26 protein-coding genes are annotated in these 23,203 nt (G+C 69.6%); 9 read left to right on the forward strand and 17 right to left on the reverse strand.

Annotated elements, in window-relative coordinates; all coding sequences use genetic code 11:
- Positions 1-8: 8 nt before the first annotated feature.
- Together J7E45_RS17415 and J7E45_RS17420 are read right to left on the reverse strand one after the other, a co-directional pair.
- On the reverse strand, positions 9-1,643 hold the full coding sequence (locus J7E45_RS17415) for a TIGR04028 family ABC transporter substrate-binding protein (protein WP_215071105.1): 1,635 nt from the start codon (positions 1,641-1,643) through the stop codon (positions 9-11).
- Between the two features lie 107 nt (positions 1,644-1,750).
- Positions 1,751-3,148: an NtaA/DmoA family FMN-dependent monooxygenase gene (locus J7E45_RS17420; protein WP_215071008.1), complete on the reverse strand. Its 1,398-nt coding sequence runs from the start codon at positions 3,146-3,148 to the stop codon at positions 1,751-1,753.
- Positions 3,149-3,254: 106 nt separating this feature from the next.
- Here J7E45_RS17420 and J7E45_RS17425 point away from each other — a divergent pair, with 106 nt between their 5' ends.
- Positions 3,255-4,241 carry a Gfo/Idh/MocA family protein gene (locus J7E45_RS17425; protein WP_215071010.1) on the forward strand — a complete coding sequence of 329 codons (987 nt, stop codon included), beginning with the start codon at positions 3,255-3,257 and terminating at the stop codon, positions 4,239-4,241.
- Positions 4,242-4,243: 2 nt separating this feature from the next.
- On the forward strand, positions 4,244-5,218 hold the full coding sequence (locus tag J7E45_RS17430) for an NYN domain-containing protein (protein WP_215071012.1): 975 nt from the start codon (positions 4,244-4,246) through the stop codon (positions 5,216-5,218).
- Positions 5,219-5,227: 9 nt separating this feature from the next.
- On the opposite strand, the gene J7E45_RS17435 is transcribed toward J7E45_RS17430, so the two are convergent.
- The 8 genes from J7E45_RS17435 to J7E45_RS17470 all read right to left on the reverse strand — a co-directional run bounded on the left by J7E45_RS17435 (position 5,228) and on the right by J7E45_RS17470 (position 13,542).
- Positions 5,228-5,521, reverse strand: coding sequence for a Dabb family protein (locus J7E45_RS17435; protein ID WP_215071014.1), 294 nt, complete (start codon positions 5,519-5,521; stop codon positions 5,228-5,230).
- A gap of 19 nt (positions 5,522-5,540) precedes the next feature.
- Positions 5,541-6,548: a sugar phosphate isomerase/epimerase gene (locus tag J7E45_RS17440; protein WP_029262661.1), complete on the reverse strand. Its 1,008-nt coding sequence runs from the start codon at positions 6,546-6,548 to the stop codon at positions 5,541-5,543.
- Complete coding sequence (locus J7E45_RS17445; protein WP_215071016.1) at positions 6,545-7,444, reverse strand: sugar phosphate isomerase/epimerase family protein; 900 nt, start codon at positions 7,442-7,444, stop codon at positions 6,545-6,547. Before J7E45_RS17445 ends, J7E45_RS17440 begins: the two co-directional genes overlap by 4 nt.
- A 78-nt stretch (positions 7,445-7,522) precedes the next feature.
- Positions 7,523-8,731, reverse strand: coding sequence for a substrate-binding domain-containing protein (locus tag J7E45_RS17450; protein WP_029262663.1), 1,209 nt, complete (start codon positions 8,729-8,731; stop codon positions 7,523-7,525).
- Between the two features lie 2 nt (positions 8,732-8,733).
- Positions 8,734-9,798, reverse strand: coding sequence for an ABC transporter permease (locus J7E45_RS17455; RefSeq protein WP_251054561.1), 1,065 nt, complete (start codon positions 9,796-9,798; stop codon positions 8,734-8,736).
- Complete coding sequence (locus tag J7E45_RS17460; RefSeq protein ID WP_081859863.1) at positions 9,795-10,901, reverse strand: ABC transporter permease; 1,107 nt, start codon at positions 10,899-10,901, stop codon at positions 9,795-9,797. Before J7E45_RS17460 ends, J7E45_RS17455 begins: the two co-directional genes overlap by 4 nt.
- The gene (locus tag J7E45_RS17465) at positions 10,898-12,436 is read right to left on the reverse strand and encodes a sugar ABC transporter ATP-binding protein (protein ID WP_215071019.1); all 1,539 of its coding nucleotides are present in this window, start codon (positions 12,434-12,436) and stop codon (positions 10,898-10,900) included. Before J7E45_RS17465 ends, J7E45_RS17460 begins: the two co-directional genes overlap by 4 nt.
- Positions 12,433-13,542 (reverse strand): Gfo/Idh/MocA family protein, encoded by a 1,110-nt coding sequence (locus J7E45_RS17470; protein WP_105710965.1) that lies wholly within the window; start codon positions 13,540-13,542, stop codon positions 12,433-12,435. The genes J7E45_RS17465 and J7E45_RS17470 overlap by 4 nt, the downstream gene beginning before the upstream one ends.
- Positions 13,543-13,655: 113 nt before the next feature.
- Between J7E45_RS17470 and J7E45_RS17475 the strand changes: the two genes are divergently transcribed.
- Positions 13,656-14,849, forward strand: a complete 1,194-nt coding sequence (locus J7E45_RS17475; RefSeq protein ID WP_167635268.1) for an ROK family protein — start codon at positions 13,656-13,658, stop codon at positions 14,847-14,849.
- A gap of 31 nt (positions 14,850-14,880) precedes the next feature.
- On the opposite strand, the gene J7E45_RS17480 is transcribed toward J7E45_RS17475, so the two are convergent.
- Entirely contained in the window at positions 14,881-16,011 is a 1,131-nt protein-coding gene (locus J7E45_RS17480) for a Gfo/Idh/MocA family protein (protein WP_215071021.1), read from the reverse strand.
- Entirely contained in the window at positions 16,011-16,817 is an 807-nt protein-coding gene (locus J7E45_RS17485) for a sugar phosphate isomerase/epimerase (protein WP_215071023.1), read from the reverse strand. Before J7E45_RS17485 ends, J7E45_RS17480 begins: the two co-directional genes overlap by 1 nt.
- A 109-nt stretch (positions 16,818-16,926) precedes the next feature.
- On the opposite strand from J7E45_RS17485, the gene J7E45_RS17490 reads away from it, so the two are divergent.
- Genes J7E45_RS17490 through J7E45_RS17500 form a run of 3 tightly spaced genes read left to right on the forward strand, consistent with a single transcriptional unit; the run spans position 16,927 to position 19,215 of the window.
- On the forward strand, positions 16,927-17,544 hold the full coding sequence (locus J7E45_RS17490; protein WP_215071025.1) for a TetR/AcrR family transcriptional regulator: 618 nt from the start codon (positions 16,927-16,929) through the stop codon (positions 17,542-17,544).
- A gap of 49 nt (positions 17,545-17,593) precedes the next feature.
- A complete protein-coding gene (locus J7E45_RS17495; protein ID WP_215071027.1) occupies positions 17,594-18,247 on the forward strand; it encodes a DUF4166 domain-containing protein in 654 nt (217 codons plus the stop codon).
- On the forward strand, positions 18,244-19,215 hold the full coding sequence (locus J7E45_RS17500; RefSeq protein WP_215071028.1) for an epimerase: 972 nt from the start codon (positions 18,244-18,246) through the stop codon (positions 19,213-19,215). The genes J7E45_RS17495 and J7E45_RS17500 overlap by 4 nt, the downstream gene beginning before the upstream one ends.
- On the opposite strand, the gene J7E45_RS17505 is transcribed toward J7E45_RS17500, so the two are convergent.
- From J7E45_RS17505 to J7E45_RS17515, 3 genes are read right to left on the reverse strand one after another with little or no spacing between them, the layout of a single operon-like run.
- On the reverse strand, positions 19,212-19,604 hold the full coding sequence (locus tag J7E45_RS17505) for a PLD nuclease N-terminal domain-containing protein (RefSeq protein WP_215071030.1): 393 nt from the start codon (positions 19,602-19,604) through the stop codon (positions 19,212-19,214). The two genes, J7E45_RS17500 and J7E45_RS17505, sit on opposite strands and share 4 nt — an antisense overlap.
- 49 nt (positions 19,605-19,653) lie before the next feature.
- Positions 19,654-20,583: an aldo/keto reductase gene (locus tag J7E45_RS17510; protein WP_215071032.1), complete on the reverse strand. Its 930-nt coding sequence runs from the start codon at positions 20,581-20,583 to the stop codon at positions 19,654-19,656.
- A gap of 29 nt (positions 20,584-20,612) precedes the next feature.
- Positions 20,613-20,843 (reverse strand): XRE family transcriptional regulator, encoded by a 231-nt coding sequence (locus J7E45_RS17515; protein ID WP_251054563.1) that lies wholly within the window; start codon positions 20,841-20,843, stop codon positions 20,613-20,615.
- 94 nt (positions 20,844-20,937) lie between these two features.
- Between J7E45_RS17515 and J7E45_RS17520 the strand changes: the two genes are divergently transcribed.
- Genes J7E45_RS17520 through J7E45_RS17530 form a run of 3 tightly spaced genes read left to right on the forward strand, consistent with a single transcriptional unit; the run spans position 20,938 to position 22,358 of the window.
- The gene (locus tag J7E45_RS17520; protein ID WP_308162186.1) at positions 20,938-21,312 is read left to right on the forward strand and encodes a helix-turn-helix transcriptional regulator; all 375 of its coding nucleotides are present in this window, start codon (positions 20,938-20,940) and stop codon (positions 21,310-21,312) included.
- Between the two features lie 42 nt (positions 21,313-21,354).
- Positions 21,355-21,747, forward strand: coding sequence for an ImmA/IrrE family metallo-endopeptidase (locus J7E45_RS17525; RefSeq protein WP_167635261.1), 393 nt, complete (start codon positions 21,355-21,357; stop codon positions 21,745-21,747).
- Between the two features lie 8 nt (positions 21,748-21,755).
- Positions 21,756-22,358: a GNAT family N-acetyltransferase gene (locus tag J7E45_RS17530; protein WP_091031184.1), complete on the forward strand. Its 603-nt coding sequence runs from the start codon at positions 21,756-21,758 to the stop codon at positions 22,356-22,358.
- Between the two features lie 27 nt (positions 22,359-22,385).
- Here J7E45_RS17530 and J7E45_RS17535 read toward each other — a convergent pair whose 3' ends face one another.
- The gene (locus J7E45_RS17535) at positions 22,386-22,589 is read right to left on the reverse strand and encodes a hypothetical protein (RefSeq protein ID WP_091031186.1); all 204 of its coding nucleotides are present in this window, start codon (positions 22,587-22,589) and stop codon (positions 22,386-22,388) included.
- Between the two features lie 78 nt (positions 22,590-22,667).
- Positions 22,668-23,186, reverse strand: coding sequence for a GNAT family N-acetyltransferase (locus J7E45_RS17540; RefSeq protein ID WP_215071034.1), 519 nt, complete (start codon positions 23,184-23,186; stop codon positions 22,668-22,670).
- Between the last annotated feature and the right edge of the window lie 17 nt (positions 23,187-23,203).

Consider the following 23,203-nt stretch of genomic DNA (forward strand, 5'->3'; position numbering starts at 1 on the left):
CGGCGCTCTCAGTGCTCGGCGAGCCAGACGCCGGAGAACGTCGGACGCCCCACCGACTCGAAGGCGACGCCCTGCACGTAGGTGGCGGTGCCGTACACCTGCGGCTCCTCGAACAGCGGGATCACGTAGGCCTGCTCGGCGATGTAGTCCTGCACGGCCTGCGAGGCGGCGATGCGCTTGTCAGCGTCGGGCTCGGAGGCCACGGCGAGCAGCAGCTCGTCGAGCTTCGCGTCCTTCGAGATCAGCACGTCACGGTTCTTCGTGAAGTACTGGCTCTTGATGACGTCGAGGTCCGCCCGTCCGACCATCGAGTGGTAGAAGCCGGTCTTCAGCGGATCGCGGGTGTCTTCGGCCGCGCTGCCGGCGTCGCCGGGCTTGACCGAGAGCTCCACACCGACCTTCGCCAGCTGCTGCGCGACGAGCTCGAGCGTCTGCTTCGACAGCGGCTGCGGCTTGGCCTCGTAGACGGTGATCGACAGGCGCTCGCCGTCCTTCTCGCGGATGCCGTCGGAGCCGGGCTCCCAGCCCGCCTCGTCGAGCAGCTCCTCGGCCTTGTCGGGGTCGTAGGCGTAGTGCGCGGACTCGTCCTTGTAGCCGACGGCCTGCGAGGAGAGCACCGACGTCGCCACCGGGTAGTTCTCGGTGAAGAGCGTGTCGACGACCTCCTTCGCGTCCACGGCGGCGACGAGCGCCTGGCGCACACGGATGTCGCCCAGCAGCGGGTTCTCGGGGCGCAGAGCGATCGAGTTGTTCACGCCGCGGGTCTGCGGGGCGTAGAGCGTGAAGCCGGCGCCTTCGACGCGGTCCTCGTCGAACGCCTGCACGTAGCGGACGTAGTCGGCCTGGCCCGCGAGCAGCGAGCCGATGCGCACCGAGTCCTCGGGGGTGATGAGCACGTGCACGGCGTCGAGGTAGGGGCGGCCGGCGTTGTCGACGCTGTCGGGGCCCCACTCGTAGTCGTCACGGGCGGTGAGCGTGTACTCGGTGCCCAGCTTCTCGTCGGTGACGGTGAAGGGGCCGGACCCGATGATCTCGGCTGCGTTGCCCGCGCCGAAGTCCTCGATCGTGCCGTCGAGCGTCTCCGGCGACAGCAGGCCCGAGTTGATGGTCGAGGTGGCCTGCAGGAACCCGGGCGACGGCGCACTGAAGCGGAACGTCACGGTGTCCTCGTCGACGACCTCGCTGCTGGCGTAGTTGTTGATCGCCTCCGAGACCGTGAGGCCGCGCTCCGCATCGCCCAGGCCGTACGTGTCGAAGTTCTTCGCGACGGCCGCGGCATCGAGCACCGTGCCGTCCGAGAACGTCACGTCGGGGTTCAGGTCGAACGTGTACTCGGTGGCATCCGCGTTCACGGTCCAGTCCGAGGCGATCCACGGCTCGATCTCGAGGGTCTCCGGGTTCTGCCAGGTCAGGCGGGCGGCGATGTTGTTGACGATGCCGCCGTTCGGGTAGAAGCCGGCCTGCGGCGGGTACAGGTTCGTGTACGCCTGGTGCTCGAGGTAGGTGAGCGTGCCGCCGGTGACGGGGGCGCCGCCCTCGGCGGGGGCGTTGGCAGGAGCGGGCGAGGAGGCGCAGGCGGCGAGGCTGCCCGCGAGGACGAGCGGGACCGCGATGGCGGCGGCACGGATGAGACGGCGGTTCATGCGGAGGGTCTCCTGGGCTTCGGGTGTCGGGATGTGTTCACGGTAGGAATCGGAGTGGCCGTGCCGCGAGGCGGCGGACACCGGGTGTCGCGCGACGACACGAGTGGTCACGCGTCGACATACGAGGAAATGCGCAGACGGTCGCGGAGGGTCGCCCCCTCGCTCTCCGCCGCGTCTCGCAGCAGCCCGCGGCGGCGCAGCTCGGGGGCGGCCTGCCGCGTGAACGCCTCGAACTGGGCGGGCTGGAAGGCCGACAGCACGTTGAACCCGTCGGCCGCCCCCTCGTCGCGCCAGGTCTCGAAGTGGTCCGCGATGGTGCCGGCGTCGCCGACCACGAAGGCCGCCGGCACCGCGTTGGCGGCCACGAGGTGCCGCCAGGTGAGCGGATCGCCGGTCGTCACCCCGGCTCCCGAGACGCGCAGTCCGGCGATGCCGGCGAGGCGCTCGATGAGTGCGGAGCCGCGCTCCCCCAACCGCTGCGCCTCGGCGGCCGTGACCGGGCGGTCGAACTCCGACGCGCGCAGCGGGTCGTCTGCGGCGACGTCGAACGCATCGGCGAGCGCGGCCACCGTGCGGTTCGGTGGGAACGCGGTGCGAGCCGTCTGATGTCCCTCGGCGAGCGGCACCAGCGCGAGCAGGCGCTCGACGATGCGGCGGGCGTCGGCATCCGTGTCGGCGACGACCGGCAGCACCGGGGCGATCACCTTCACCGCATCCGGAGACCGCCCGGCTTCGGCCGCGATGTCGCGCAGCAACCGGCGCGTGGCGATCGCGTCGACGAGCGTCGGCGCGGCGGTCAGGGCGAGGTCGGCTTCGGTCGCGGCGAGCGCGCGCGACCGCGGCGACGTGCCGGCGTGCACGATCGGGATCTGCCCCTGCGGCGGGCGGGCGACGTTGAGCGGACCGGTGACCCGCACCTGCGACCCCTGCAGGTCGGCGGCGCGGAGCCCTTGCGGGTCGATGAGCACGCCGCGCACGGCATCCGCGATCCAGGAGTCTTCGTCCCACGAGTCCCAGAGGCGTCGGAGCGCCTCGACGAACTCCTCGGCGCGGTCGTAGCGCGTCTCGTTGTCGGCGTGCGCGTCGCGGCCGTGGTTGCCCGCTGCACGCGGCTCGGCGCCCGTGACGAGGTTCACGCCCGCACGTCCGCCCGTGAGCACGTCGAGCGAGGCCAGCGAGCGCGCCGTCGTGTACGGATCGGCGTAGGTGGTGTTGACCGTGGCGATCAGGCCGATGCGCGAGGTGACCCCGGCGAGGAACAGCACCGCGCTCACCGGGTCGATGCGCGCCAGCAGATACGGGTCGCGGAACTCCAGGTCAGGGCCGGTCGCGAGCCAGTCGCCGAAGAAGAGGTAGTCGAGTCCGGCCTCCTCCCCCTCGCGCGCGATGTGCCGGAGGAGGGCGGCGTCCGCGGCCGGATCGCGGTGCGCGCCGGGCTGCCGCCAACCCGAGGGGTAGGCCCCCAGGGTGCGCACCATGGCGCCGATGATGAGGGGTTCGGTCATGCTCGTCACGGTAGGAGCGGGCGCGCACCCGCGACCAGGCGGCCGTCGCCGGACGTCTCGGGGTGTAACAGTCCGACATGTGCACCCCACCCCGTACGCTGAGACCATGACTGGTCTTCGTTGGGGAATCCTCGCTACCGGCGGTATCGCCGGCTCGTTCGCATCCGATCTGCGCACGGCGGGGCTCGACCTCGTGGCGGTGGGGTCACGTTCCCAGGAGTCGGCCGACGCGTTCGCCGCTCGCTTCGACATCGCGCACGCGCACCCCTCGTACGAGGCGCTGGTGTCCGACCCCGACGTCGACATCATCTACGTCTCCACGCCGCATCCGATGCATCACGAGAACGCCCGGCTCGCGCTCGAGCACGGCAAGCACGTGCTCGCCGAGAAGGCGTTCACGCTGAACCGCGCCGAGGCCGAAGACCTGCAGGCGCTCGCCGCCGAGAAGGGGCTCCTCGTGATGGAGGCGATGTGGACGCGGTACCTGCCGCACATGATCCGCATCCGCGAGCTCATCGCCGATGGCACCCTCGGCGAGATCCGTGCGGTCAGCGCCGATCACACGCAGCTGCTGCCCACCGACCCCACGCACCGGCTCAACGCCCTGGAGCTCGGCGGCGGCGCGCTCCTCGACCTCGGCATCTACCCGATCTCCTTCGTCTGGGACATGCTGGGCGCTCCGACCGACATCCGCGCCGTCGGCCGCCTGATCGAGACCGGCGCCGACTCCGAGGTCGCCACTGTCATGACGCACGACGGCGGTGCGATCTCGACCACGCTCTCCTCCTCGCGGGCATCCGGGCCGAACGCGGCCAGCATCATCGGCACCCAGGCGCGGATCGACATCGACCGGGTCTGGTACACCCCCACCACGTTCCGGGTCACCCTCCCGGACGGCACGGTGCAGGAGGAGTACGTCTCCGAGGTCGACGGCCGCGGCATGCAGTTCCAGGCCCTCGCCGCCGAGCGCCTGGTGCGCGACGGCATCCTCGAGGGCGACATCCTTCCGATCGCCGAGAGCGTCGCCATCATGGGCACGCTCGATGAGATCAGGGCGCAGATCGGCGTCCGCTACCCCCGTGAGGAGGCCTGATCATGGCCGAGACCACCGATGCCCGCGTCGCCGTCTACCTCGACTTCGACAACATCGTCATCTCCTGGTACGACCGGGTGCACGGGCGCAACGCCTACGGCAAGGACCGGCAGCGGATCACCGAGAACCCGAACGACCCCGACGTCGTCGAGCGTCTCAGCCGCGCCATGATCGAGGTCGGCGCCATCATCGACTACGCCGCGTCCTTCGGCACGCTCGTGCTGACGCGCGCCTACGCCGACTGGTCCTCCCCCGTGAACGCCGTGTACCGCTCGCAGCTCGTGGCCCGCGCCGTCGACCTCGTGCAGCTGTTCCCCGCCGCGGCCTACGCCAAGAACGGCGCCGACATCCGCCTCGCCGTGGATGCCGTCGAAGACATGTTCCGCCTGCCCGACCTCACGCACGTCGTGATCGTGGCCGGCGACAGCGACTACGTGCCGCTTGCCCAGCGCTGCAAGCGTCTCGGGCGCTACGTGATCGGCGTCGGCGTGTCCGGCTCGACGGCCAAGTCGCTCGCCGCAGCCTGCGACGAGTTCGAGTCGTACGACTCGCTGCCCGGTGTCGTGCGTCCGGCCAAGGCCGCTCCCGTCGTCGCAGCCGCGAAGGCCGAGGCCATCGCCGAGCCCGCGCCGGAGACGGTGCCCGACGCGGCCGACGCGCCAAAGGCCAAGGCCCCGCGCCGCGCGAGGTCGAAGGCGGCCGCGGCCAAGGTCGAGGAGCCCAAGCTCGACGAGCAGGGCGAAGCGACACAGTTGCTCGAGCGCGCCCTGCGTCTCGGCCACGACAAGGCCGATGCCGACGAGTGGCTGCACAGCTCCGCCGTGAAGACGCACATGCGCCGCATGGACCCCTCATTCAGTGAGAAGGCTCTCGGCTACCGCTCGTTCTCCGACTTCCTCAAGTCACGCGACGACATCGCGGAACTCGAAGAGACCGGGCACGAGCGCCTCGTGCGCCTGCGCGAGCTCACGGGCTGATCGGGAGACTCAGTCCACGAAGTCGTACTCCTGGAACTCGGCGACCTCGGGCACCCACCGCTCCGCGACGAACGCCCGGTGCGCGGGATGGGCGTCATAGGCGTCGTAGACACTCTGGTCGGCGAACACCATCGAGAACTGGTGCGTGAGATCGCTCTTCGCGCTGACCTGGCGACGGATCGTGAAGTCCTCGACCCCGGGGATCGACGTGAGCACGGCGTGGCCGGTCGCCAGGAACTCCTGTTCCTCCGCGGAACCGACCGGATGGATCAGGCGGAAGACGACGGTGTGCTGGATCGGCATGGGGCTCCTGTCGGGGTGGTCACTGATTGCTGAACGCGGCGTCGAACGATGCTTCAGGCTTCGGCCACAGCAGCGAGCGCACGTACGCCAGGGCCTCGGGGGCACCGTGCAGACGGTCCATCCCCGCGTCCTCCCACTCGATCGAGATGGGGCCGGAGTAGCCGATCGCGTCGAGGGCGCGGAACGAGTCCTCCCACGGCACATCCCCGTGCCCCGTCGAGACGAAGTCCCAGCCGCGCCGCGGATCACCCCACGGCAGGTGCGAGCCGAGCACACCGGCTCGGCCGTTGTGCGGCCGCATCCGGGTGTCCTTGCAGTCCACATGGTAGATCCGGTCCGCGAAGTCCACGATGAATCCGACCGGGTCGATGTTCTGCCACATCATGTGCGACGGATCCCAGTTGAACCCGAACGCCTCGCGGTGGTCGATCGCCTCCAGCGCGCGCACCGACGACCAGTAGTCGTAGGCGATCTCGCCCGGATGCACCTCGTGCGCGAACCGCACTCCCTCCGCATCGAACACGTCGAGGATCGGGTTCCATCGGGCGGCGAAGTCCTCGAACCCACCCTCGATGACGGATGCCGGCACCGGCGGGAACATCGCCAGATACGGCCAGATCGAGGAGCCGGTGAACCCGACCACGGTGTCGATGTCGAGCTTGCGCGCGACGCGGGCCGCCCGCTTCATGTCTTCGGCAGCCCGCTGCCGCACGCCCTCCGCCTCACCGTCACCCCACACGTACTCGCGCAGGATCGCCTGGTGCCGGAAGTCGATCGGCGCATCGCACACGGCTTGACCGGCGAGATGGTTCGAGATCGCGAAGATCTTGAGGCCGTGCCGGTCGAGGATCTCCCGGCGCGAGGCCACGTAGGCGTCGTCTTCGTCGGCACGCCGCAGGTCGAGATGATCACCGGACGCGGCGACCTCGAGCCCGTCGTACCCCCACTCGGCTGCGAGGCGGGCGACCTCTTCGAACGGCAGGTCCGCCCATTGCCCGGTGAACAGCGTGACCGGATGCGTGCTCATGGATACTCCTTCGTATCGACGGCGGGGTTCGTATCGAGGGCTCGGTTCGTATCGAAAGCGCGCAGGGCAGCGATGCTGCGCGCGGCGAGTTCGTCCTGACTCGGGGCGAGCGGGCGCCACACCGAGGCCGCGACCGCGATCGTGGCGTTCTCCCCCGTGAAGCTCTCCAGCCCCAGCGGGCCGCGATAGCCGGCGTCGTCGAGGGCCGCGAGGATCCCCGGCCAATCGGTGTGGTCGTCGCCGACGGCCCCACGGTCGCTCCCGCACACCTGCACGTGGGCGATCGCGGCACCGGCGGCCCGGATCGCCTCGTCGGGCTTCTTCTCTTCGATGTTGAGGTGATACGTGTCGAGCGCGAGTCCGAGACCGGCACCGAGCAGCGGGCCGAGAGCGTCGAGGCTCTGCTCGACCGTGTTGAGCAGGCTCGTCTCGTAGCGGTTCAGCGGCTCGATCGCGAGGGTGATGCCCGCCTCGGCGGCCTCGGCCACGAGTGGCGCGAGGTTCTCCCGCAGCTCCCCCACGACCGCCGCCCGCTCGTCGGCATCCATCCGCCAGGTCACGCCGGTCGGCGCGTAGAAGGGGCCGGCCACGACTCCGGCCCCGAGCGTCTGCGCCGCCGCGATGCAGGCCCGCAGGTACGTCTGGGTCGCGGCGACATCGCCGGCACGGGCGATCAGAGAGCGTCCAGGCCCCATGGCTCCGACAACGATCGCGCCGAGCCCGAGCGAATCGAGCAGGTCGCGGGTGCGCACGGGGTCCCAGTCGCCGACGCTCTCGAGCGGCAGCTCCAACGCGTCGTAACCGAGTTGCCGAGCCTTGCGGGCGAGCGGCTCGAGCGTCGCGTCGGTCAGCGGAGACGTCCACACCCAGGTGTTGACGGCGATCGTGCGGGGCATCGTTGTCCTTGTGATCGTGAAGCGCTCCCACCCTCCCACCCCGCGGGTGCGGAGCGGAAGGGCGGGAGCGGATTTCGGTTACGGGATCTGACGCTGCTGCCACACCGTCGGGTAGCCGGGGAGGTTCTCCCCGCCGAACTTGGCGTAGTGGCCGTCGGGCATGCCCTCGTTGGCCTTCAGGTAGTCGTCGAGCTCGGGCTCCGTGATCGGCTTCTGCGGGAGGACCCATTCCTTCGGAACCTCTTCGCCGGCGAAGATCATCTGCGCCGCGAGCAGCGGAGTGCGCCACTGGAAGTTGGAGTACACCGGCGCGAGGCCCGTGAGACCCGTGTCCTTCCACTTGCGCAGGAAGCTCATCTCGTCCTCACCGGTCATGACCGGGTAGTCCGCTCCGGCGTCCTCGAACGCCTCGATGGCCGCGACGGCGCCGTCACCGGCATCCATCCAGATGCCGTGCACGTCGCCCTTGGCGAGCTCGTCGCTGATGATGCTCTTGATCTCGGCGGGGTCGGCACCCGTGAAGTGATCCACGGCCTCGATGCCGGCCTCGTCGAAGAGCTTCTCGGCGGCGGCCCAGCGGTGCTCAAGCACGTCGACACCCGGGAGGATGCGCAGTGCCACGACCTTGTCGCCCTCTTCGAGGTTGTCGATGAGGAACTCGGCGGTGTCGATGCCCCAGGCGAAGCCGCCGATCGGGTGGATGAACGTGACCGGGCAGTCGGTGTTCACGCCGCGGTCGAACACGACGACCGGCTTGCCCGTCTCGCAGGCCCGCTCGACGGCCGGAGTCATGGCCGCCGTGCTGTTCGGCGAGATGAGGAAGACGTCGCATTCGCCCTCAGCGATGAAGTAGTCGATGTCCGCGATCTGCGTGTCATCGGAGTCCTGCGCGTCGCGGGTCTCCATCTCGCTGATGGCGCCCGCATCCTGCAGCGACTTCAGCTGCTCGTTCATCGTGATCCAGCCGGTCTGACGCCACGGGTTGGAGATCGACGCGTTGGCGAAGCAGGCCTTCTTGGCCCCTTCGCTCGCGAACTCCGCCGTGTCGACCATCTCGGCGTTGATGTGCTGCAGGTAGGGCTCGTCCTCCGGCCCCTGAGGGGTGACGCCGCGCTCCTCGTCCTGCTTGTCGAAGAGCTCCTGGTCGAACCACTCTGTCGTCTCTGCCGTCTCCTCGGGGTTCTCCGACTCCGCCGGCGCCACGGACGGGTCGGTCGTACACCCGGCGAGCGCGATGAGGCCGAAGAGAGCCACCCCTGCGGTGGCGATCTTCATCGATCGTCGCATTGCTAATCTCCTCTGGTTTCTGTGTTGATGGTGCTGGTGGTTTCAGGGATTCTGGTTGCTTCAGGGATCCTGGGTTCTTCGGGAGGGATGTCTGAGGGCAGCGGGCCGCGCTTGCGCCGCGCCCGGAAGGCGACGGCGGAGTAGGCGACCGCGGCGATGATGATGACGCCCTGCACGGCATCGCGCAGTGTCGAGGGGATGCCCGCGATGTTCAGCAGCATGAACAGGGCCTCGAGGGCGAAGGCACCGGCGACCGCGCCGACGATCCACCCTCGGCCACCGCCCAGCACCACGCCTCCGAGCACCACGGCGGTGATCGCCGTGAACTCGTATCCGCGGCCGACCGAGGGATGCACGCCGGCGTATCCGACGAGGAGCACGGCCGACAGGGACGCGGAGAGCGACGAGATGACGAACGCTCGCGTCGTCACCCAGGCGCGGCGGGCTCCGGCGTAGTCGACCGCACCGGCGTTGTCGCCGACCGCGATCAGCGTCTTGCCCAGCGGGCGCTTGGTGATCCAGATGCCGAGTCCCAACCACAGGATGAGCAGCAGCACCGCCCAGGGGATGAACTCGAGGAACGGCACGTCGCGGATGCCGCCGCGCCCGATCTCGCGGAAGCTGTCGGCCGGGTTCCCGGTGGCCGCTCCCCCGGTCCACCACATCACTCCACCCAGGAGGGCGAGCATCATGCCGAGCGTGACGATGAACGACGGCACCTTCAACAGTGTCGTGATCACCCCGTTCACGAGCCCGACGGCCACCGCGAAGACGATCATGAGCAGCAGGACCGGCACCGTGCGGGCGTCGTCCTGACCGACCAGGTTGCCGGCGATGATCACCTGCGCCGTGATGAGCGAGCCCTGCGAGAGGTCGAACTCCCCCGCGATGATCACGAAGTACTGCCCGATCGCGACGATCGCGATGGGCGCCACCCGCTGGATGAAGCGCATGAACTGACCGGGCTCGGCGAAGCTCGGGTTGAGGATCGTGACGGCCACCAGCAGCAGCACCAGCAGCAGGAACACGGCCCCACGGGGACTCACGAGAGTGCGCAGCGCGTTCATGAGCGTCCTCCTTCCGTGGCGGTGCCGATATCGGATGCGGTGACAGTGGTGACGTCGGCGAGCTGCGACGCGGCGGCGGCCATCTCGGGCGCCGCCGCCTTCGCGGCATCGTCCCCACCGGTGCGGGTGCCTCCGGCGCCGAAGCGCGGACGGCGGCGGATGATCGACCGGCGGCTGTACACGGCTACCGCGGCGACGATGACGACGCCGCGGACGACGTCCTTGAGGAACGGGTTGACCTGCATGACGCTCATGACGTTGTCGACGACCGCGAGGATCGCCACGCCACCGATCGTTCCCCAGACGGAGCCGCGTCCGCCGAGCAGCAGCGTTCCGCCGAGCACGACCGCTGCGATCGAGAGCAGCGCATAGCCGCCCTGCTGCCCGACGGTCGGGCTGCCGACGCCGAGGCGGCTGGCGAGCAGCAGACCCGCGAGCCCTGCGAACACCGAACAGAGCACGTGCGCCCAGATGAGCGGCATCCGTGTGCGCACGCCGGAGAGCCGGGCGATCTCGGGATCGCCGCCGACGGCGTAGAGGTGGGCGCCGGTGCGGGTGCGGTTGAGGAGCACCCAGATCACGACGGCCAGCACGATCATGATGAGCGTGGAGACCGGGATGGGTCCGACGCCGGTGGCGCCGATGAGCTGGAACGCCCAGGGCACCTTCCCCGCGGATCCCTCGAAGTTCGTGTTGAGGATGCCCTGCAGGATGAGTCCGACGCCGAGTGTGGCGATGAAGCCGTTGACCTTGAGCACCGTGACGATGAGCCCGTTCACGAGACCCACGCCGGCGCACACGAGCAGCGTGACGATCACGGCCACCGGGATGTTCGCCGCGTTGTCGTTCATCATCGTGGCCGCCAGCAGACTCGACAGGCTGATCACGTAGGTGACAGAGAGGTCGAGAGAGGCGCCGAGCACCACGAGCGTCTGCCCGATCGCGACGAGGCCGAGCACGCTCATGCCGGTCAGGATGTCGCGGATGTTGCCGGCGCTGAGGAAGTTACGTCCCACCGTGCCGACCAGGATCGCGCCGATGACGAGCACCAGGAGCAGGATGCCGAGCACGATGACCGTGGAATCGATCTTCAGACGCTTCATCGCGCACCTCCGTCCGTCGCGGTGCCGGGATCGAGGGTGCCCGGATGGGCGGCGCCGGTCGCGGCCCCGAGGATCTCGTGCTCGGCGGAGCCCGCCGGCAGTTCGGCGACGAGTTCGCCGTCGTGCATGACCAGGATCCGGTCGCTCATGCCGATCACCTCCGGCAGTTCGCTCGACACCATCAGCACGGCCCTCCCTTGCGCTGCGAGCTCGCGCATCAGCTCATAGACGGCGTACTTGGCGCCGACGTCGATACCGCGGGTGGGCTCGTCGAAGAGCACGATCTGCGGCTGGGTGAGCAGCCACTTGGCCAGCACCACCTTCTGCTGGTTGCCGCCGGAGAGGAAGCGCACCTCCTGATCCAGGCCCCGCGAGCTGACCTCGAGCGAGCTCAGGATGCCGGGTACCTCGCGCCGGGATGCGGCGGTGCGACCGGCGAAGACGCTGCGGACGACCAGGAGCGCGTTGTCGAGGACGGACTGCCCGAGGGCGAGGCCCTGCGCCTTGCGGTCCTCGGAGACGAGGGCGAGGCCGGCACGGACGGCGGCGCGGGCGGTGCCGATCCGCACGGGCGCCCCGTCGATGCGCATCGATCCGCGGGTGAAGGCCTGGATGCCGAACACCCCTTCCACCAACTCGGTGCGTCCGGAACCCTGCAGCCCGGCGATGCCGACGATCTCCCCGGCGCGGAGCGTGAGGGAAACCCCGTCGACGTAGGCGTTGCCGCAGCCGTCGAGTTCGAGCCGCGCGTTCCCGACCGTCGTGCCCTCGACCGCATCCGGGAAGTACGACTGGATGGAGCGGCCGACCATGCGCCGCACGAGCTCATCCGTGGTCAGGGCGGCGGTCTCGTCGGTCGAGACGAGCGCGCCGTCCTTGAGGATCGTGATGCGATCGCACAGGTCGAAGATCTCCTTCAACCGGTGCGAGACGTAGATCACGGCGACGCCGCGGGAGGTGAGCCGGCGGATGATCGCGTAGAGCAGCTCGACCTCGCGGTCGCTGAGGGCGGCGGTCGGCTCGTCCATCGAGATGACCTGAGCATCGAAGGAGAGCGCCTTGACGATCTCGACGATCTGCTGCTCGGCGACCGTGAGCGAACCCACGCGCGCGGTCGGCTCGATGAAGGACACCCCGAGGTCGGTCAGCAGGTCGGCGGTCCGCGAGTTCATGGCCCGCTGGTCGACGAATCCCCGCCGACGCGGCTCGCGGCCGAGGTAGACGTTCTGCGCCACCGTGCGCTCCGGCAGCAGGGTGAACTCCTGGAAGACCGTGACGATGCCGGCATCCATCGCCTGGCGCGGGTGCGCGTGGTGCACCTCTTCGCCGCGGTAGGAAATCGTGCCCTCATCGGCCGGCTGCACGCCGGCGATGATCTTCATCAGCGTGGACTTGCCCGCGCCGTTCTCGCCGACGAGACCGTGCACCTCGCCGGGCCGCACGTCGAATTCGATGCTCTTGAGAACCTCGACGCCGAAGAACGACTTGCGGATGCCAGCCACCTGCAGCACGGGCTCGGTCGTGGTCGTGATCATGCCGTCACCTCCACCCATCGTCCGCCGTCTGCCGCCGAGGCGAGCACGGCCTCCGTGAGCACGGCCGAGCGGTATCCGTCGGCGAAAGTCGGGAGCCCATCGGGTTCCGCACCGGCGATCGCCGCATAGACGTCGGCGATGAAGCTGTTGAAGGCATCCTGGTACCCCATCGGGTGTCCTGCCGGAACCCGCTGCAGCCGCGCGGAATCCGGGTCGGCGGTGGCGGGGTCGCGCAGCAGCAGCCGGGACTCCTCGCGCATGCCGATCCACAGCTCCTCGGGGCGCTCCTGCTCGAAGCGCAGGCTCTGCCGCGAGCCGTGCAACTCGAGGGTGAGGGCGTTCTTGCGGCCGGCGGCCATCTGCGAGATGAGCAGCGTGCCGAGGGCGCCCGACTCGGTCTCGACGAGCACCGCGACGATGTCCTCCGTATCGACCGACTGCCCCGAGCGCTCCGAGAAGACCCGACGGGTGCGGGCGCTCAGCGCGTGGATCCGCTCACCGATCACGAACTCGATCAGGTCGCACAGGTGGGATCCGATGTCGGCGAAGGCGCGGGATGCACCGCCGGACTCGGAGCGCACCCGCCAGTCGTCGTCGCTCGACAACAGCATCCAGTCCTGCAGATAAGAGCAGTCGAGGGTGAGCAGGTCGCCGGCCTCGCCGCGGGCGATCCGTGCCCTGGCCTCGCGCACCATCGGGTGATAGCGGTAGATGAACGGCACGGCCGCCACCAGCCCGCGGGCCTCGGCCGTCTCGGCGAGAACCCTCGCGTCCGGGGCCGTCGTCGCGAGCGGCTTCTCGCATACGACGTGCTTGCCGGCGTTCAGAGCCTGGAGCGCCAGTTCGGCGTGCGTGGCGTTCGGCGTGCAGATGTGCACGACGTCGATGTCCCCCGCTTCCAGCAGACCGGCCGCATCGCTCTCGGCTCGACCGGCGCCGAGCGCCAGTGCGGCATCGCGGCTTCCTTCGCGAGAGCGGGTGGCGACGGCGCGCAGTTCGCCGCCGGCGTCGCGGGCCGCGGTGCGATGCACGCGGGCCATGAATCCTCCGCCGAGGATGCCGGCTCGGATCGTTCCGAGACCGGTGTCAGTGACATCCGTTGTCATGCGGCGATTCTGACACAGACCTGCAGACTTTTGCTAGACCTTCGTCAAAAGTTATCTGACGGAAATCGGAAGTCGATCGACGAGACGCCGAAGTGCTGTGGTTTACTGACGCAATGGTTGACGTTCTCAGGCCGACTCCGGCGATCGCATCGGGGATCGGAGAGATCTTCCAGATCCTCCGCGACGGCCACGCCAGGACGAAGGCGGAACTCGCCGTCCTCACCGGCCTCGCCCGGTCGACCGTCGCCCTGCGGGTCGACGCGCTCCTCGCCGCCGACCTCGTCCGCCCCGCCGGGGAAGCCGTCTCCACGGGTGGCCGACCGCCCGCACGCGTGGCCTTCAACCCGCGCGCCGGGCTCGTGCTGGCGGTCGATCTCGGCGCCACGCACGCGACGGTCGCGGTCGCCGACCTGGCCGCCGTCATCCTCGATGCCCGCACGCGCACGATCGACATCGGCGACGGGCCGGAGAGCCTGCTCGACACGATCCTCGCCGACGCCGCCGACCTGCTCGACTCGACCGCCGGCGGCCTCCCGCTCGTCGGCGTCGGCATCGGCGTCCCCGGCCCCGTCGAGCACTCCACCGGCCGACCCACCAATCCGCCGATCATGCCCGGCTGGGACCGGTTCGACGTGCCCGCCTACGTGCAGAAGACCTTCGACGTGCCCGTTCTCGTCGACAACGACGTCAACATCCTCGCCCTCGGCGAGCAGGCGATGAGCTGGCCACAGGTCGAAGACCTGGTCTTCGTCAAGGTGTCGACCGGCATCGGCGCCGGCATCATCGCGGGCGGCCAGCTGCAGCGGGGCGCGCAGGGATCCGCGGGAGACATGGGCCACGTGCAGGTACCCGCGGGCGCGGGGTCGACCCGCGAGCCGGGCGATGAGCGCGACCTCGAGGCCCTCGCCAGCGGTTCCGCACTCGCGATCGCGCTCCGCGAGGAGGGGCTCGACGTGCACGGCCCGTCGGATGTCGTCGATCTGGTCCGCGCCGGGAACGCCGCCGCGATCGAGGCCACTCGCCAGGCGGGGCGTGACGTCGGCGAGGTCCTCGCGACCGTCGTCAACCTCCTGAACCCGTCGATCATCGTGCTGGGCGGCAGCATCGCCCGAGCCGGTGAGCATCTGCTCGCGGGCGTGCGCGAGGTCGTCTACCGACGCTCGATCCCGCTCGCGACGCAGCATCTGGCGATCGTGCAGTCCCAGGCGGGCGACCGCGCGGCCGTGCTGGGGGCCGCGATCATGGTCGCGCGCGAGGTGCTCTCCCCCGCGAGCGTCGACCGCTACGTGGCGGCGAAGGCGCGCTGATCCGCACCCCCGCCACCCCGCGCGGCGACGGTCAGAGTGTGGCTTCGAACGGATCGAAGTCGGCGGCGATCGCGCCCACAGGATCCAGCGTGCTCTCGACCGGGACGAAGCTCCGCGATTCGGCGGCTTCCTCGATCGACAGGAGCGTGTCGAGCACGTGGTAGCCGAACTCCCCGGTGGCGACGTGCGGCCGGTCGGCGGCGATCGAGCGGGCCATGTCGAGCAGCCCCACTCCGCGACCGGAGAGCACACCCTCCTGCGCGATGTCGACGATCTCCTGCGTCATCGGCTCCGGCGGAACGAACTGACGGGTGAGCGGACGCGTGATGGTGATCGGACCGCCGAAGGTGTTCGGGTCGGGGATCACGATCGTGCCCTCGGTGCCGGTGATCTCGACGATCCCCTGCCGCAGCAACGGTGAGTCGGTGCTGTACAGGCTCTGCGCCTGGCCGCCCTCCTCGAAGTCCATCAGCACGCTGAGCGTGGAGGGGATCTCGACCGGGAACTCCTGGCCGGCCAGCTCGCCGACCTGCACACGACGCGTCGGCGTCCCCTGCAGTCCGAGGGCGGCGACCGCGGCGACCGGTCCGAACACGTGCACGAGGGTCGACACGTAGTACGGGCCCATGTCGAGCAGCGGCCCCGCGCCCTTGGCGTAGAGGAACGCGGGATTCGGGTGGAAGATCTCGGGCCCCTGCCACTGGAAGGTGGTCTGCCCGAACAGCGGGCGCCCGATGTCGCCGCGCGCGATCGCCCGCTTGGCGGTCTGCACGCCCGGCCCGAGCACGGTGTCCGGGGCCACGCCGACGCGGAGGCCGGCGGCGTCCGCCTTCTCCAGCAGCCGGCGCGACTCCTCGCGGCTGACGCCGATCGGCTTCTCGGTCCAGACGTGCTTGCCTGCGGCGATGATCGCCTCGGAGACTTCGACGTGCACGGCGGGGATCGTGAGGTTCACGACGATGTCGATCTCGGGGTCGTCGAGCACCACATCGACGCCGCCCGCGCGGGGCACGCCGTACTTCTCGGCCTGAGCCTTCGCCCGCTCCTCGATGACGTCGGCGACCGCGATCACACGGACATCCGGGAGGGTGGTGAGGTTCGACAGGTACTGGTCGCTGATGTTCCCGGCACCGATGATGCCGACGCCGACGGGACCCGCCATCAGCCGGCGACCTTCTCGTCGAGGAAGACGCGACTGCGCTCGATCGCGTCGAACAGGTCGCCCTCGTAGTGGTCGAACTCGACGATCGCGAGTTCGACCGCCGGGGCGGCGGCGATGGCTTCGACCAGCGGAACGGATCCCTCGCCCGCGGCCACCTGGTCGGCGGGCGGGTAGGCGCCGGCGAGCGCCGGGTCGAGCGTGCCGTCCTTCGCGTGCACGGCGATCACGCGGTCGCCCAGGCGCTGCAGCAGCGCGACGGGGTCGACACCGCCACGAGCCACCCAGTACAGGTCGACCTCGAGCACGACGCGCTCGTCGAGCAGCCCGGCGAGAACCTCCAGCCCGGTCACCCCGTCGAAGACGGCCTCCAACTCATGGGCGTGGTTGTGATAGCCGACGCGGACGCCGACGGACGCGCCGATCTCGGCGGCCGCGTTCAGCAGACGGGCCGTCTCCTCGATCTGCGCGACCGACTCCCAGCGTGCGGGCTCGGTGTACGGGTCGATGACCGTGTCCATCCCCAGCGCCTTGGCGGCGGCGAAGACGACGTCGGGCGTGGGGACGGGGATGGTCGTGCCGCTGCCGTCGGGGTTCACGAACGACTCCGAAGCGAGGAAGGCGTGCCCGGACGGGGCGGTGAGTCCGGCGGCGGAGAGCGCGGCGGCGAGTGGCTCGGCACGGCGGACGAAGTCGTAGGGCTCGACGGCGGTGAAGCCGCGTGCGGCGACCGCCGAGAGCGTGCCCTCGAGGTCGGCCTCCAACTGCTCCTTGATCGTGAACAGCTGCAGGGAGGTCTGAATCGTCATCGGTCGTGCTCCTTCGGTCTTCGGTGACATGTGGGGGTCACTACCCCGTGCAGGCACGCTACCACCAAATACCTCCACGTGGAAGTTTTGGTTCGCTAGACTCCAACCCATGCCCGCCGACACGCCAGAGCCTGCCGAGCAGCCCCGCCCGCGCGGCACCTACGCCAAGGGGATCGCTCGCCGACAGGAGATCCTCGATCGCGCCATCGAGGTCTTCGCCGCGCGCGGCTCCGACCGCACGAGCCTGCGGGCGATCGCGCGCGAAGTGGGCGTCACGCACGCCGCCCTCACTCACTACTTCGGCTCGCTGGAAGAGCTGCTCGTGGCCGTCTACGAAGAGAGCAACGCCCCGGGGCGGCAGCCGGATCCTCCGTCGGCCGACGCGACGCCGGTCGAGATGATGATCGAGTCGGCACGCTTAAACCGCGCGATCCCCGGTCTCGTGCAGCTGTATTCAACGCTCGTCGCGTCGGCGCTCGAGGAGGGCCACCCGGCGGCGCGCACGTTCGCCACCGGTCGTTTCGCACGTCTGCGCGAACGGCTCGCCGAGACCGTTCGACGACAGCAGGAAGACGGGCAGATCCGGAAAGACGTCGACGCGGATGCCGTCGCGGCTCTCGTCGTCGCGGCGTCGGACGGCCTCCAGACGCAGTGGCTGCTGGATGAGAACGCGCCGCAGCACGAGGCGCTCGCCCTGCTCGATCGACTGCTGCGCCCACCCGCCTGAGCGGCGGCGGACCGGCCGGGCGCACCCACCGTCCAGCTAGGCTCGAAACGTGACGCCCGTGCCGCAATCCCCCTACGCCCGGGCACTCGGCGAGCGCATCGACGAGCTGCACCCTCGGCTGCGCGCCTACTTCTCGGCGGTCCCCGACGGCGCCGTCGGCATCGGCGAGGGCGTGTTCCACGTCGTCGGCACGCCGCGGCGGTGGCTCTGGCCCGTGCTTCGCGTTCTCGAACGTCGCGGCGTCGTCGCCGCCGTCTGGGAGCGCGACGTACCGTTCCGCGTCGAGAACCGCACGATCGCGTCCCGAGCCATAGGCGAGCGCACGTTCCATTTCGCCCGCGGCCCGTGGGTCATGCGCGATGCGGTCGCACTCACCCGGCACGGCCGCGTGCTCGACGAACTCGGTGAACCCGGACTCATCGCGGCCTGCTTCGACGTCGATGTGCGCGACGGCGCGCTCCGGCTCACCAGCCGGGCCGTCGGTGTGCGACTGGGGCGGCTCCGAATGCGCATCCCCCGCCTGATGTCGCCGGTCGTCCGCCTCACGGAGCGCTTCGACGACGACATCGACCGGCAGCAGGTGGCGCTCACGATCGACGCGCCTCTCATCGGCCGGGTGTATGAATACCGCGGCGATTTCGAGTACCGCGTCCCGCCCCTCGCAGAGGTCCCCCGCATCGCAGATAAGGAGCAGTCCGCATGAGCGCAGGCCGAGTCGTGATCGGTGGATCCACGGGATTCATGGGCAGCCACCTCGTCTCCCGGTTCCGCGCCGAAGGCCGCGAGGTCGTCACGATCTCCCGCTCCGGCGCCGACATCCGCTGGGGCGATCAGATCGAGATCGACCGCGCGGTCGACGGCGCATCCCTGGTCATCGGCCTCGCCGGCAAGAGCGTCAACTGCCGGTACACGCCGGAGAACCGCGCGGAGATCTTCCGGTCGCGGCTCGACACCACCACCTCGCTGAGCACGGCGATCGCCCGCGCGTCGGCACCCCCGGCGCTGTGGGTGAACTCCTCGACGGCCACGATCTACCGGCACGCCGAAGACCGTCCGATGACCGAGTCCACGGGCGAGCTCGGCACCGGCTTCTCGGTCGAGGTCGCGAAGGCGTGGGAGAAGGCACTGTTCGCCGACGAGCTGCCCGCCACCCGCCGCATCGCTCTTCGCAGCGCGATCGTGCTCGGCCACGGTGGCGTGCTCGAGCCGTTGCGGAACCTCGCCAGGCTCGGGCTCGGCGGGCCCCAGTACGACGGCCGGTGGCCCGCGAGTGCGGCGCGACGCCGGGCCGGTACCGTTCACCACTTCCGCGCGCGCCGCGGGAGTCAGCAGTTCAGCTGGGTGCACATCGACGACGTCGCGCGCATCATCGACTTCATCGAGCAGACGCCGTCACTCGAGGGTCCCGTCAACGTCGCATCCCCGAATCCGGTCGACAACGTCGAGTTCATGGCGACGATCAGGCGAGTGCTGGGTGCTCGCATCGGCCCGCCGCTGCCCCGCTGGATGCTCGAGCTCGGCGCCATCGGCATCCGCACCGAGACCGAACTCGTCCTGAAGAGCCGGTGGGTGCTGCCGGAAAAACTCACCGCCGCGGGCTTCGAGTTCCGCCACCCGCAGCTGGAAGAGGCGATCCGCGAGTCCTTCGACCGCGGCGGGGTCTCCGTCTAGGAGGCGGCGCCGGCGGAACCGGAGGGGGTGTCCCCCTCGCGGCGACGCCTCTCGACCTCTTCGCGGAGCCGCCATTCCTCGATCTCGCGGTCGAGATCGGCGATCTGCTGCTCGGTCGAGCGCATGTCTGCCGGTGGCGAAGGGCGCACGTCGGTGCGGGTGGTGGTCGGCCGCTCGGCACGACGCATGCGCGGGATGGGGATGCCGGCCTCGCCGTACTCGCGTCCGACGGCGAACCACAGCACACTGCCGATGAACGGCAGCAGGATCACGATGATGATCCACACCATCTTCGGCAGGTGCTTCACCAGGGCGCTGTCGCGGGTGATGATGTCGATCAGTGCGCCGATCATCAACGCGATGACGAGGAGCGAGAACAGGAACGGCATGAGTTCAGGGTAGACGACGGTGTGACCTGGCGCGCGGGCCGAGCCGGTTCTACGGCAGCAGGTGTCCGGCGGCGCGGAACAGCTCGTACCATTCGGGCCGGGTGAGCTCGAGGTCAGCACCCGACGCCGCCTCGTGCACGCGCTGGGGTGTGGTCGTGCCCAGGACGACCTGCATGCCGGCGGGGTGACGGGTGATCCAGGCGGTCGCGATGGCGATCGGAGTCACGCCGTACGACGCCGCGAGGCGATCGATCACCGCGTTCAGCTCGGGGTACTCGGGATTGCCGAGGAACACCCCGTGACCGCGTCCGTCCTGGAACGGCGACCAGGCCTGGATCGTGATGCCGTTGATGCGGCAGTACTCCACGATGCCGCCACCGTCGCGCACGGCGCTCTGCTCGTGGCCGGCGATGTTCGCCGCGACCGGCTGCGCGAGGATCGGCGCATGGGTGATCGACAACTGCAGCTGGTTGGCGACCAGCGGCTGCCGGACGGCCGTGCGGAGCAGATCGATCTGCCGCGGCGTGTGGTTCGAGACGCCGAAGGCGCGCACCTTGCCCGCGGCCTCCAGATCGTCGAACGCGCGGGCGACCTCTTCGGGCTCGACGAGGATGTCGGGGCGGTGGAGCAGCAGCACGTCGAGGCGGTCGGTCTGCAAGGCGGCGAGCGACCCTTCGACCTGGGTCACGATGTGCTCGTACGAGAAGTCGAACATCCCCTGCGCCGGCACGATCCCGCACTTGGTCTGCAGCACGATCTCGTCGCGCTCGGAGGCGCTGAGCTGCAGGGCGCCGGCGAAGCGCGCTTCGCAGTGGTGCATGCTCCCGCCGTAGATGTCGGCGTGGTCGAAGAAGTCGATGCCGGACTCCCGCGCGGTGGCATAGAGCGCCCGGATGTGCGCCTCGTCTTTGTCGTTGATACGCATCATGCCGGCGATGACGGCGGGGGCGGTGGACGATCCGAATGGCACGGTCTTCATGCGCACCACGCTACTGTGCGCCGCCGACGTCAGCCGTCGTCGGTGGTCGACGCCGGGAGGAGTCTCGTGATCGGGATGTCGAGCGCCGCGGCGATGGCGGCGAGGTCGACGACCGTGAAGTCGGCTTGGCCCTCCAGCAGCTCCGCGAGCGCGTCCGGAGCGATGCTCGAGAGGTCGGACAGTCGAGAGAATGACAACCCCGCGTGAATTCGCGCGCCGTTCACGGCCGATGCCAACATCTGACGCAGTTCTGTCCCCATACGCCTACGCTAGTACCCCGCACGGACACGCAGACCTGTCGATTGCACCATAATGGCAGCATTCTGGAGTCGGCGCGCTGCTATCGTGAGCCGGGTGAAGACACCGGCCGAGGAATTCAACAACGCCGTGGGGCGCCAGATCCGCGGCGAGATCGCCGCATCCAGGAGCAGCATCGCGGCGATGGCGCGGACCATCGGCATCGCGCGCAGCGCCCTGGACAACTACGTCACCGGCAAGCGCGCCATCCCGGTCCCGGTCGTCTACTCGGTCTGCGACGCTCTCGATCTCGAGCCCCACGTCCTCTTCGCTCGCGCAGAGGAACGCCTCAGAGCAGACGGGGAGACGACCGCGCGCATCACCCCGATCCGCCCCACCCCCGATGTCGCCGGTCCGCGAGAAGATACCCGCGAGGTCGCCTTCGAATCCCGCACGTCGCACGACTCGGATACGGGCGACCTCTACGACTAGCGGCGCACACACTGCCGCCCCGGCACGGTGAGGAGGAGAGCGATGGACGACCTTCTCCACCTCGCCGAGGAACAGCGACTGCGCATCGTCGAGCGACCCGGCCGCACGCGCGGCGGCTTCGATCCCCTGACCCGCACGATCCGCCTCAGTCCCGGCATGAGCGCGCGCACGACGCGCAGCGTGCTCGCCCATGAGCTCGGGCACGCGCAGTTCGGGCACACTCCGGCGCGCGTGCCCGTCATCCGTGCGCAGCAGGAGCGCCAGGCCGACGAGTGGGCGGCCTGTCGGCTGATCACCCCGCGTGCCTATGCCGAGGCAGAAGAGCTCCGCGGGCCGCACCTGGCCAGTCTGGCCTTCGAGCTGGGGGTCACGATCGAGCTGGTCACCGCCTACCAGCAGCTCCTGCGTCAGGGCGCCGTCCCGGTCGCTGGTTGAATACCGTCATGGCTTTCCTCGTCGCTCCCGCCCCCGTCACCCTCACCGGCGAACTCGTCGAACTCCGTCCGCTCGAACGCTCGCACGTCGACGGTCTCATCGATGCGGTGCAGGAGGGCGACCTGTGGAAGACGGCCTGGTACACCTCGGTTCCGGCGCCGGACGGCGTGGCCGCGGAGGTCGACCGACGCCTCTCGCTCATCGAGAAGGGTGAGATGGTGCCGTTCACCGCTTTCGGTGCCGACGGACGCGTTCTCGGGCTCACCTCGTACTACGACATCGTCGCGGATGTCCCGCGGCTGCACATCGGCTACACCTGGAACCGTCCGTCCGCCCACGGCACGGGCACGAACGCCGAATCCAAGCTGCTGCTGCTCCGGCACGCCTTCGAAACGCTCGGGGTGTTCCGCGTCGGCCTGACCACACAGTGGGTCAACTTCCAGTCCCGCACGGCGATCGAGCGGCTCGGAGCCAAGCAGGACGGCGTGATGCGGGCCATGAGCCGCTACCGCAACGGCGCGCTGCGTGACAGCGTGGAGTACTCGATCATCGAACCGGAGTGGCCCGCGGTGAGGGCCAACCTCGAGGCGCGGCTCGCCAAACGACGCTGAGCGGACGGCATTGCCGTCCGCGATGGATCACTCGGTGGCGTTGCCCGACCAGTTGTTCGCCCGACGGGTGGCCGAGCCCCGCTGGCGGAAGATGAATGCCATGGCCAGCGTGACGAGCAGCAGGCCGCCGCAGAAAGCGAGCGCGTTGAGGGCCGGCAGCCCGAACGAGATGCCCATCAGCAGGATGCCTCCGATGAAGAGGATCATGAAGAAGAGGAAGCTGAGGATCACGGGATCTCCTGTCGTCGGTACCATCTACCAGGATAGCCCCGACGCGGAAACCCCCTGTGCACGCGCGTGCTCGCCTGCTCAAAGCGCAGGAGTACCCGGCGAGCTGAGGTCGAGCACCCACTCGTTCTCGGAGAGGTCGGCGCCTCGGAACTCCTCCGTCTTCGTGCCGACCAGCGCGAATCCGTTCCGACGACAGACGCCGTTCGACGCGGGGTTGTCGACGCCGGGGAATGCCGTCAGGAAGCGCCTGTCACCTCGATGTGCGCGGGCATCGTCGATGAGCAGGGCGAGGGCTTTCGATGCCACGCCGCGCCCCTGCGCCTCGGGCCGGACGAACCAGCCGGTCTCCAGCGCGGGCTCGTCCCGCCAGTCCATGCGCCAGAAGCCGATCGAACCGAGCGACGCCCCCGCGGCATCTTCGATCACGAACATCCTCGCCTCGCCGGATGCCACGAGCCGCAGGTAGCGGGCCTGACGTTCGACGACCTGCTCTTCGGTCTCCGGACCGTTCAGATGGGCCGTCATCGCCGGGGTGTTCGCGGCGTGCAGCAGCTCGAGATCGTTCTCGGACCAGAGTCGGAGCCTGAGGGAATCCATGCACGGATGGTCGCATG

It is taken from the genome of Microbacterium sp. ISL-59 (genome assembly GCF_018613945.1).
Classification (GTDB): Bacteria; Actinomycetota; Actinomycetes; order Actinomycetales; family Microbacteriaceae; genus Microbacterium; species Microbacterium oxydans_B.

What these genes read in the sequence shown, in the direction of transcription:
- J7E45_RS17485 (WP_215071023.1), bottom strand. Translation starts at nt 16,817, where the DNA reads ATGACGATTCAGACCTCCCTGCAGCTGTTCACGATCAAGGAGCAGTTG.
- J7E45_RS17420 (WP_215071008.1), bottom strand. Translation starts at nt 3,148, where the DNA reads ATGACCGAACCCCTCATCATCGGCGCCATGGTGCGCACCCTGGGGGCC.
- J7E45_RS17455 (WP_251054561.1), bottom strand. Translation starts at nt 9,798, where the DNA reads ATGAACGCGCTGCGCACTCTCGTGAGTCCCCGTGGGGCCGTGTTCCTG.
- J7E45_RS17425 (WP_215071010.1), top strand. Translation starts at nt 3,255, where the DNA reads ATGACTGGTCTTCGTTGGGGAATCCTCGCTACCGGCGGTATCGCCGGC.
- J7E45_RS17460 (WP_081859863.1), bottom strand. Translation starts at nt 10,901, where the DNA reads ATGAAGCGTCTGAAGATCGATTCCACGGTCATCGTGCTCGGCATCCTG.
- J7E45_RS17430 (WP_215071012.1), top strand. Translation starts at nt 4,244, where the DNA reads ATGGCCGAGACCACCGATGCCCGCGTCGCCGTCTACCTCGACTTCGAC.
- J7E45_RS17465 (WP_215071019.1), bottom strand. Translation starts at nt 12,436, where the DNA reads ATGATCACGACCACGACCGAGCCCGTGCTGCAGGTGGCTGGCATCCGC.
- J7E45_RS17530 (WP_091031184.1), top strand. Translation starts at nt 21,756, where the DNA reads ATGGCTTTCCTCGTCGCTCCCGCCCCCGTCACCCTCACCGGCGAACTC.
- J7E45_RS17515 (WP_251054563.1), bottom strand. Translation starts at nt 20,843, where the DNA reads ATGGGGACAGAACTGCGTCAGATGTTGGCATCGGCCGTGAACGGCGCG.
- J7E45_RS17480 (WP_215071021.1), bottom strand. Translation starts at nt 16,011, where the DNA reads ATGGCGGGTCCCGTCGGCGTCGGCATCATCGGTGCCGGGAACATCAGC.
- J7E45_RS17415 (WP_215071105.1), bottom strand. Translation starts at nt 1,643, where the DNA reads ATGAACCGCCGTCTCATCCGTGCCGCCGCCATCGCGGTCCCGCTCGTC.
- J7E45_RS17540 (WP_215071034.1), bottom strand. Translation starts at nt 23,186, where the DNA reads ATGGATTCCCTCAGGCTCCGACTCTGGTCCGAGAACGATCTCGAGCTG.
- J7E45_RS17510 (WP_215071032.1), bottom strand. Translation starts at nt 20,583, where the DNA reads ATGAAGACCGTGCCATTCGGATCGTCCACCGCCCCCGCCGTCATCGCC.
- J7E45_RS17445 (WP_215071016.1), bottom strand. Translation starts at nt 7,444, where the DNA reads ATGCCCCGCACGATCGCCGTCAACACCTGGGTGTGGACGTCTCCGCTG.
- J7E45_RS17475 (WP_167635268.1), top strand. Translation starts at nt 13,656, where the DNA reads ATGGTTGACGTTCTCAGGCCGACTCCGGCGATCGCATCGGGGATCGGA.
- J7E45_RS17505 (WP_215071030.1), bottom strand. Translation starts at nt 19,604, where the DNA reads ATGCCGTTCCTGTTCTCGCTCCTCGTCATCGCGTTGATGATCGGCGCA.
- J7E45_RS17490 (WP_215071025.1), top strand. Translation starts at nt 16,927, where the DNA reads ATGCCCGCCGACACGCCAGAGCCTGCCGAGCAGCCCCGCCCGCGCGGC.
- J7E45_RS17450 (WP_029262663.1), bottom strand. Translation starts at nt 8,731, where the DNA reads ATGCGACGATCGATGAAGATCGCCACCGCAGGGGTGGCTCTCTTCGGC.
- J7E45_RS17525 (WP_167635261.1), top strand. Translation starts at nt 21,355, where the DNA reads ATGGACGACCTTCTCCACCTCGCCGAGGAACAGCGACTGCGCATCGTC.
- J7E45_RS17470 (WP_105710965.1), bottom strand. Translation starts at nt 13,542, where the DNA reads ATGACAACGGATGTCACTGACACCGGTCTCGGAACGATCCGAGCCGGC.
- J7E45_RS17440 (WP_029262661.1), bottom strand. Translation starts at nt 6,548, where the DNA reads ATGAGCACGCATCCGGTCACGCTGTTCACCGGGCAATGGGCGGACCTG.
- J7E45_RS17435 (WP_215071014.1), bottom strand. Translation starts at nt 5,521, where the DNA reads ATGCCGATCCAGCACACCGTCGTCTTCCGCCTGATCCATCCGGTCGGT.
- J7E45_RS17500 (WP_215071028.1), top strand. Translation starts at nt 18,244, where the DNA reads ATGAGCGCAGGCCGAGTCGTGATCGGTGGATCCACGGGATTCATGGGC.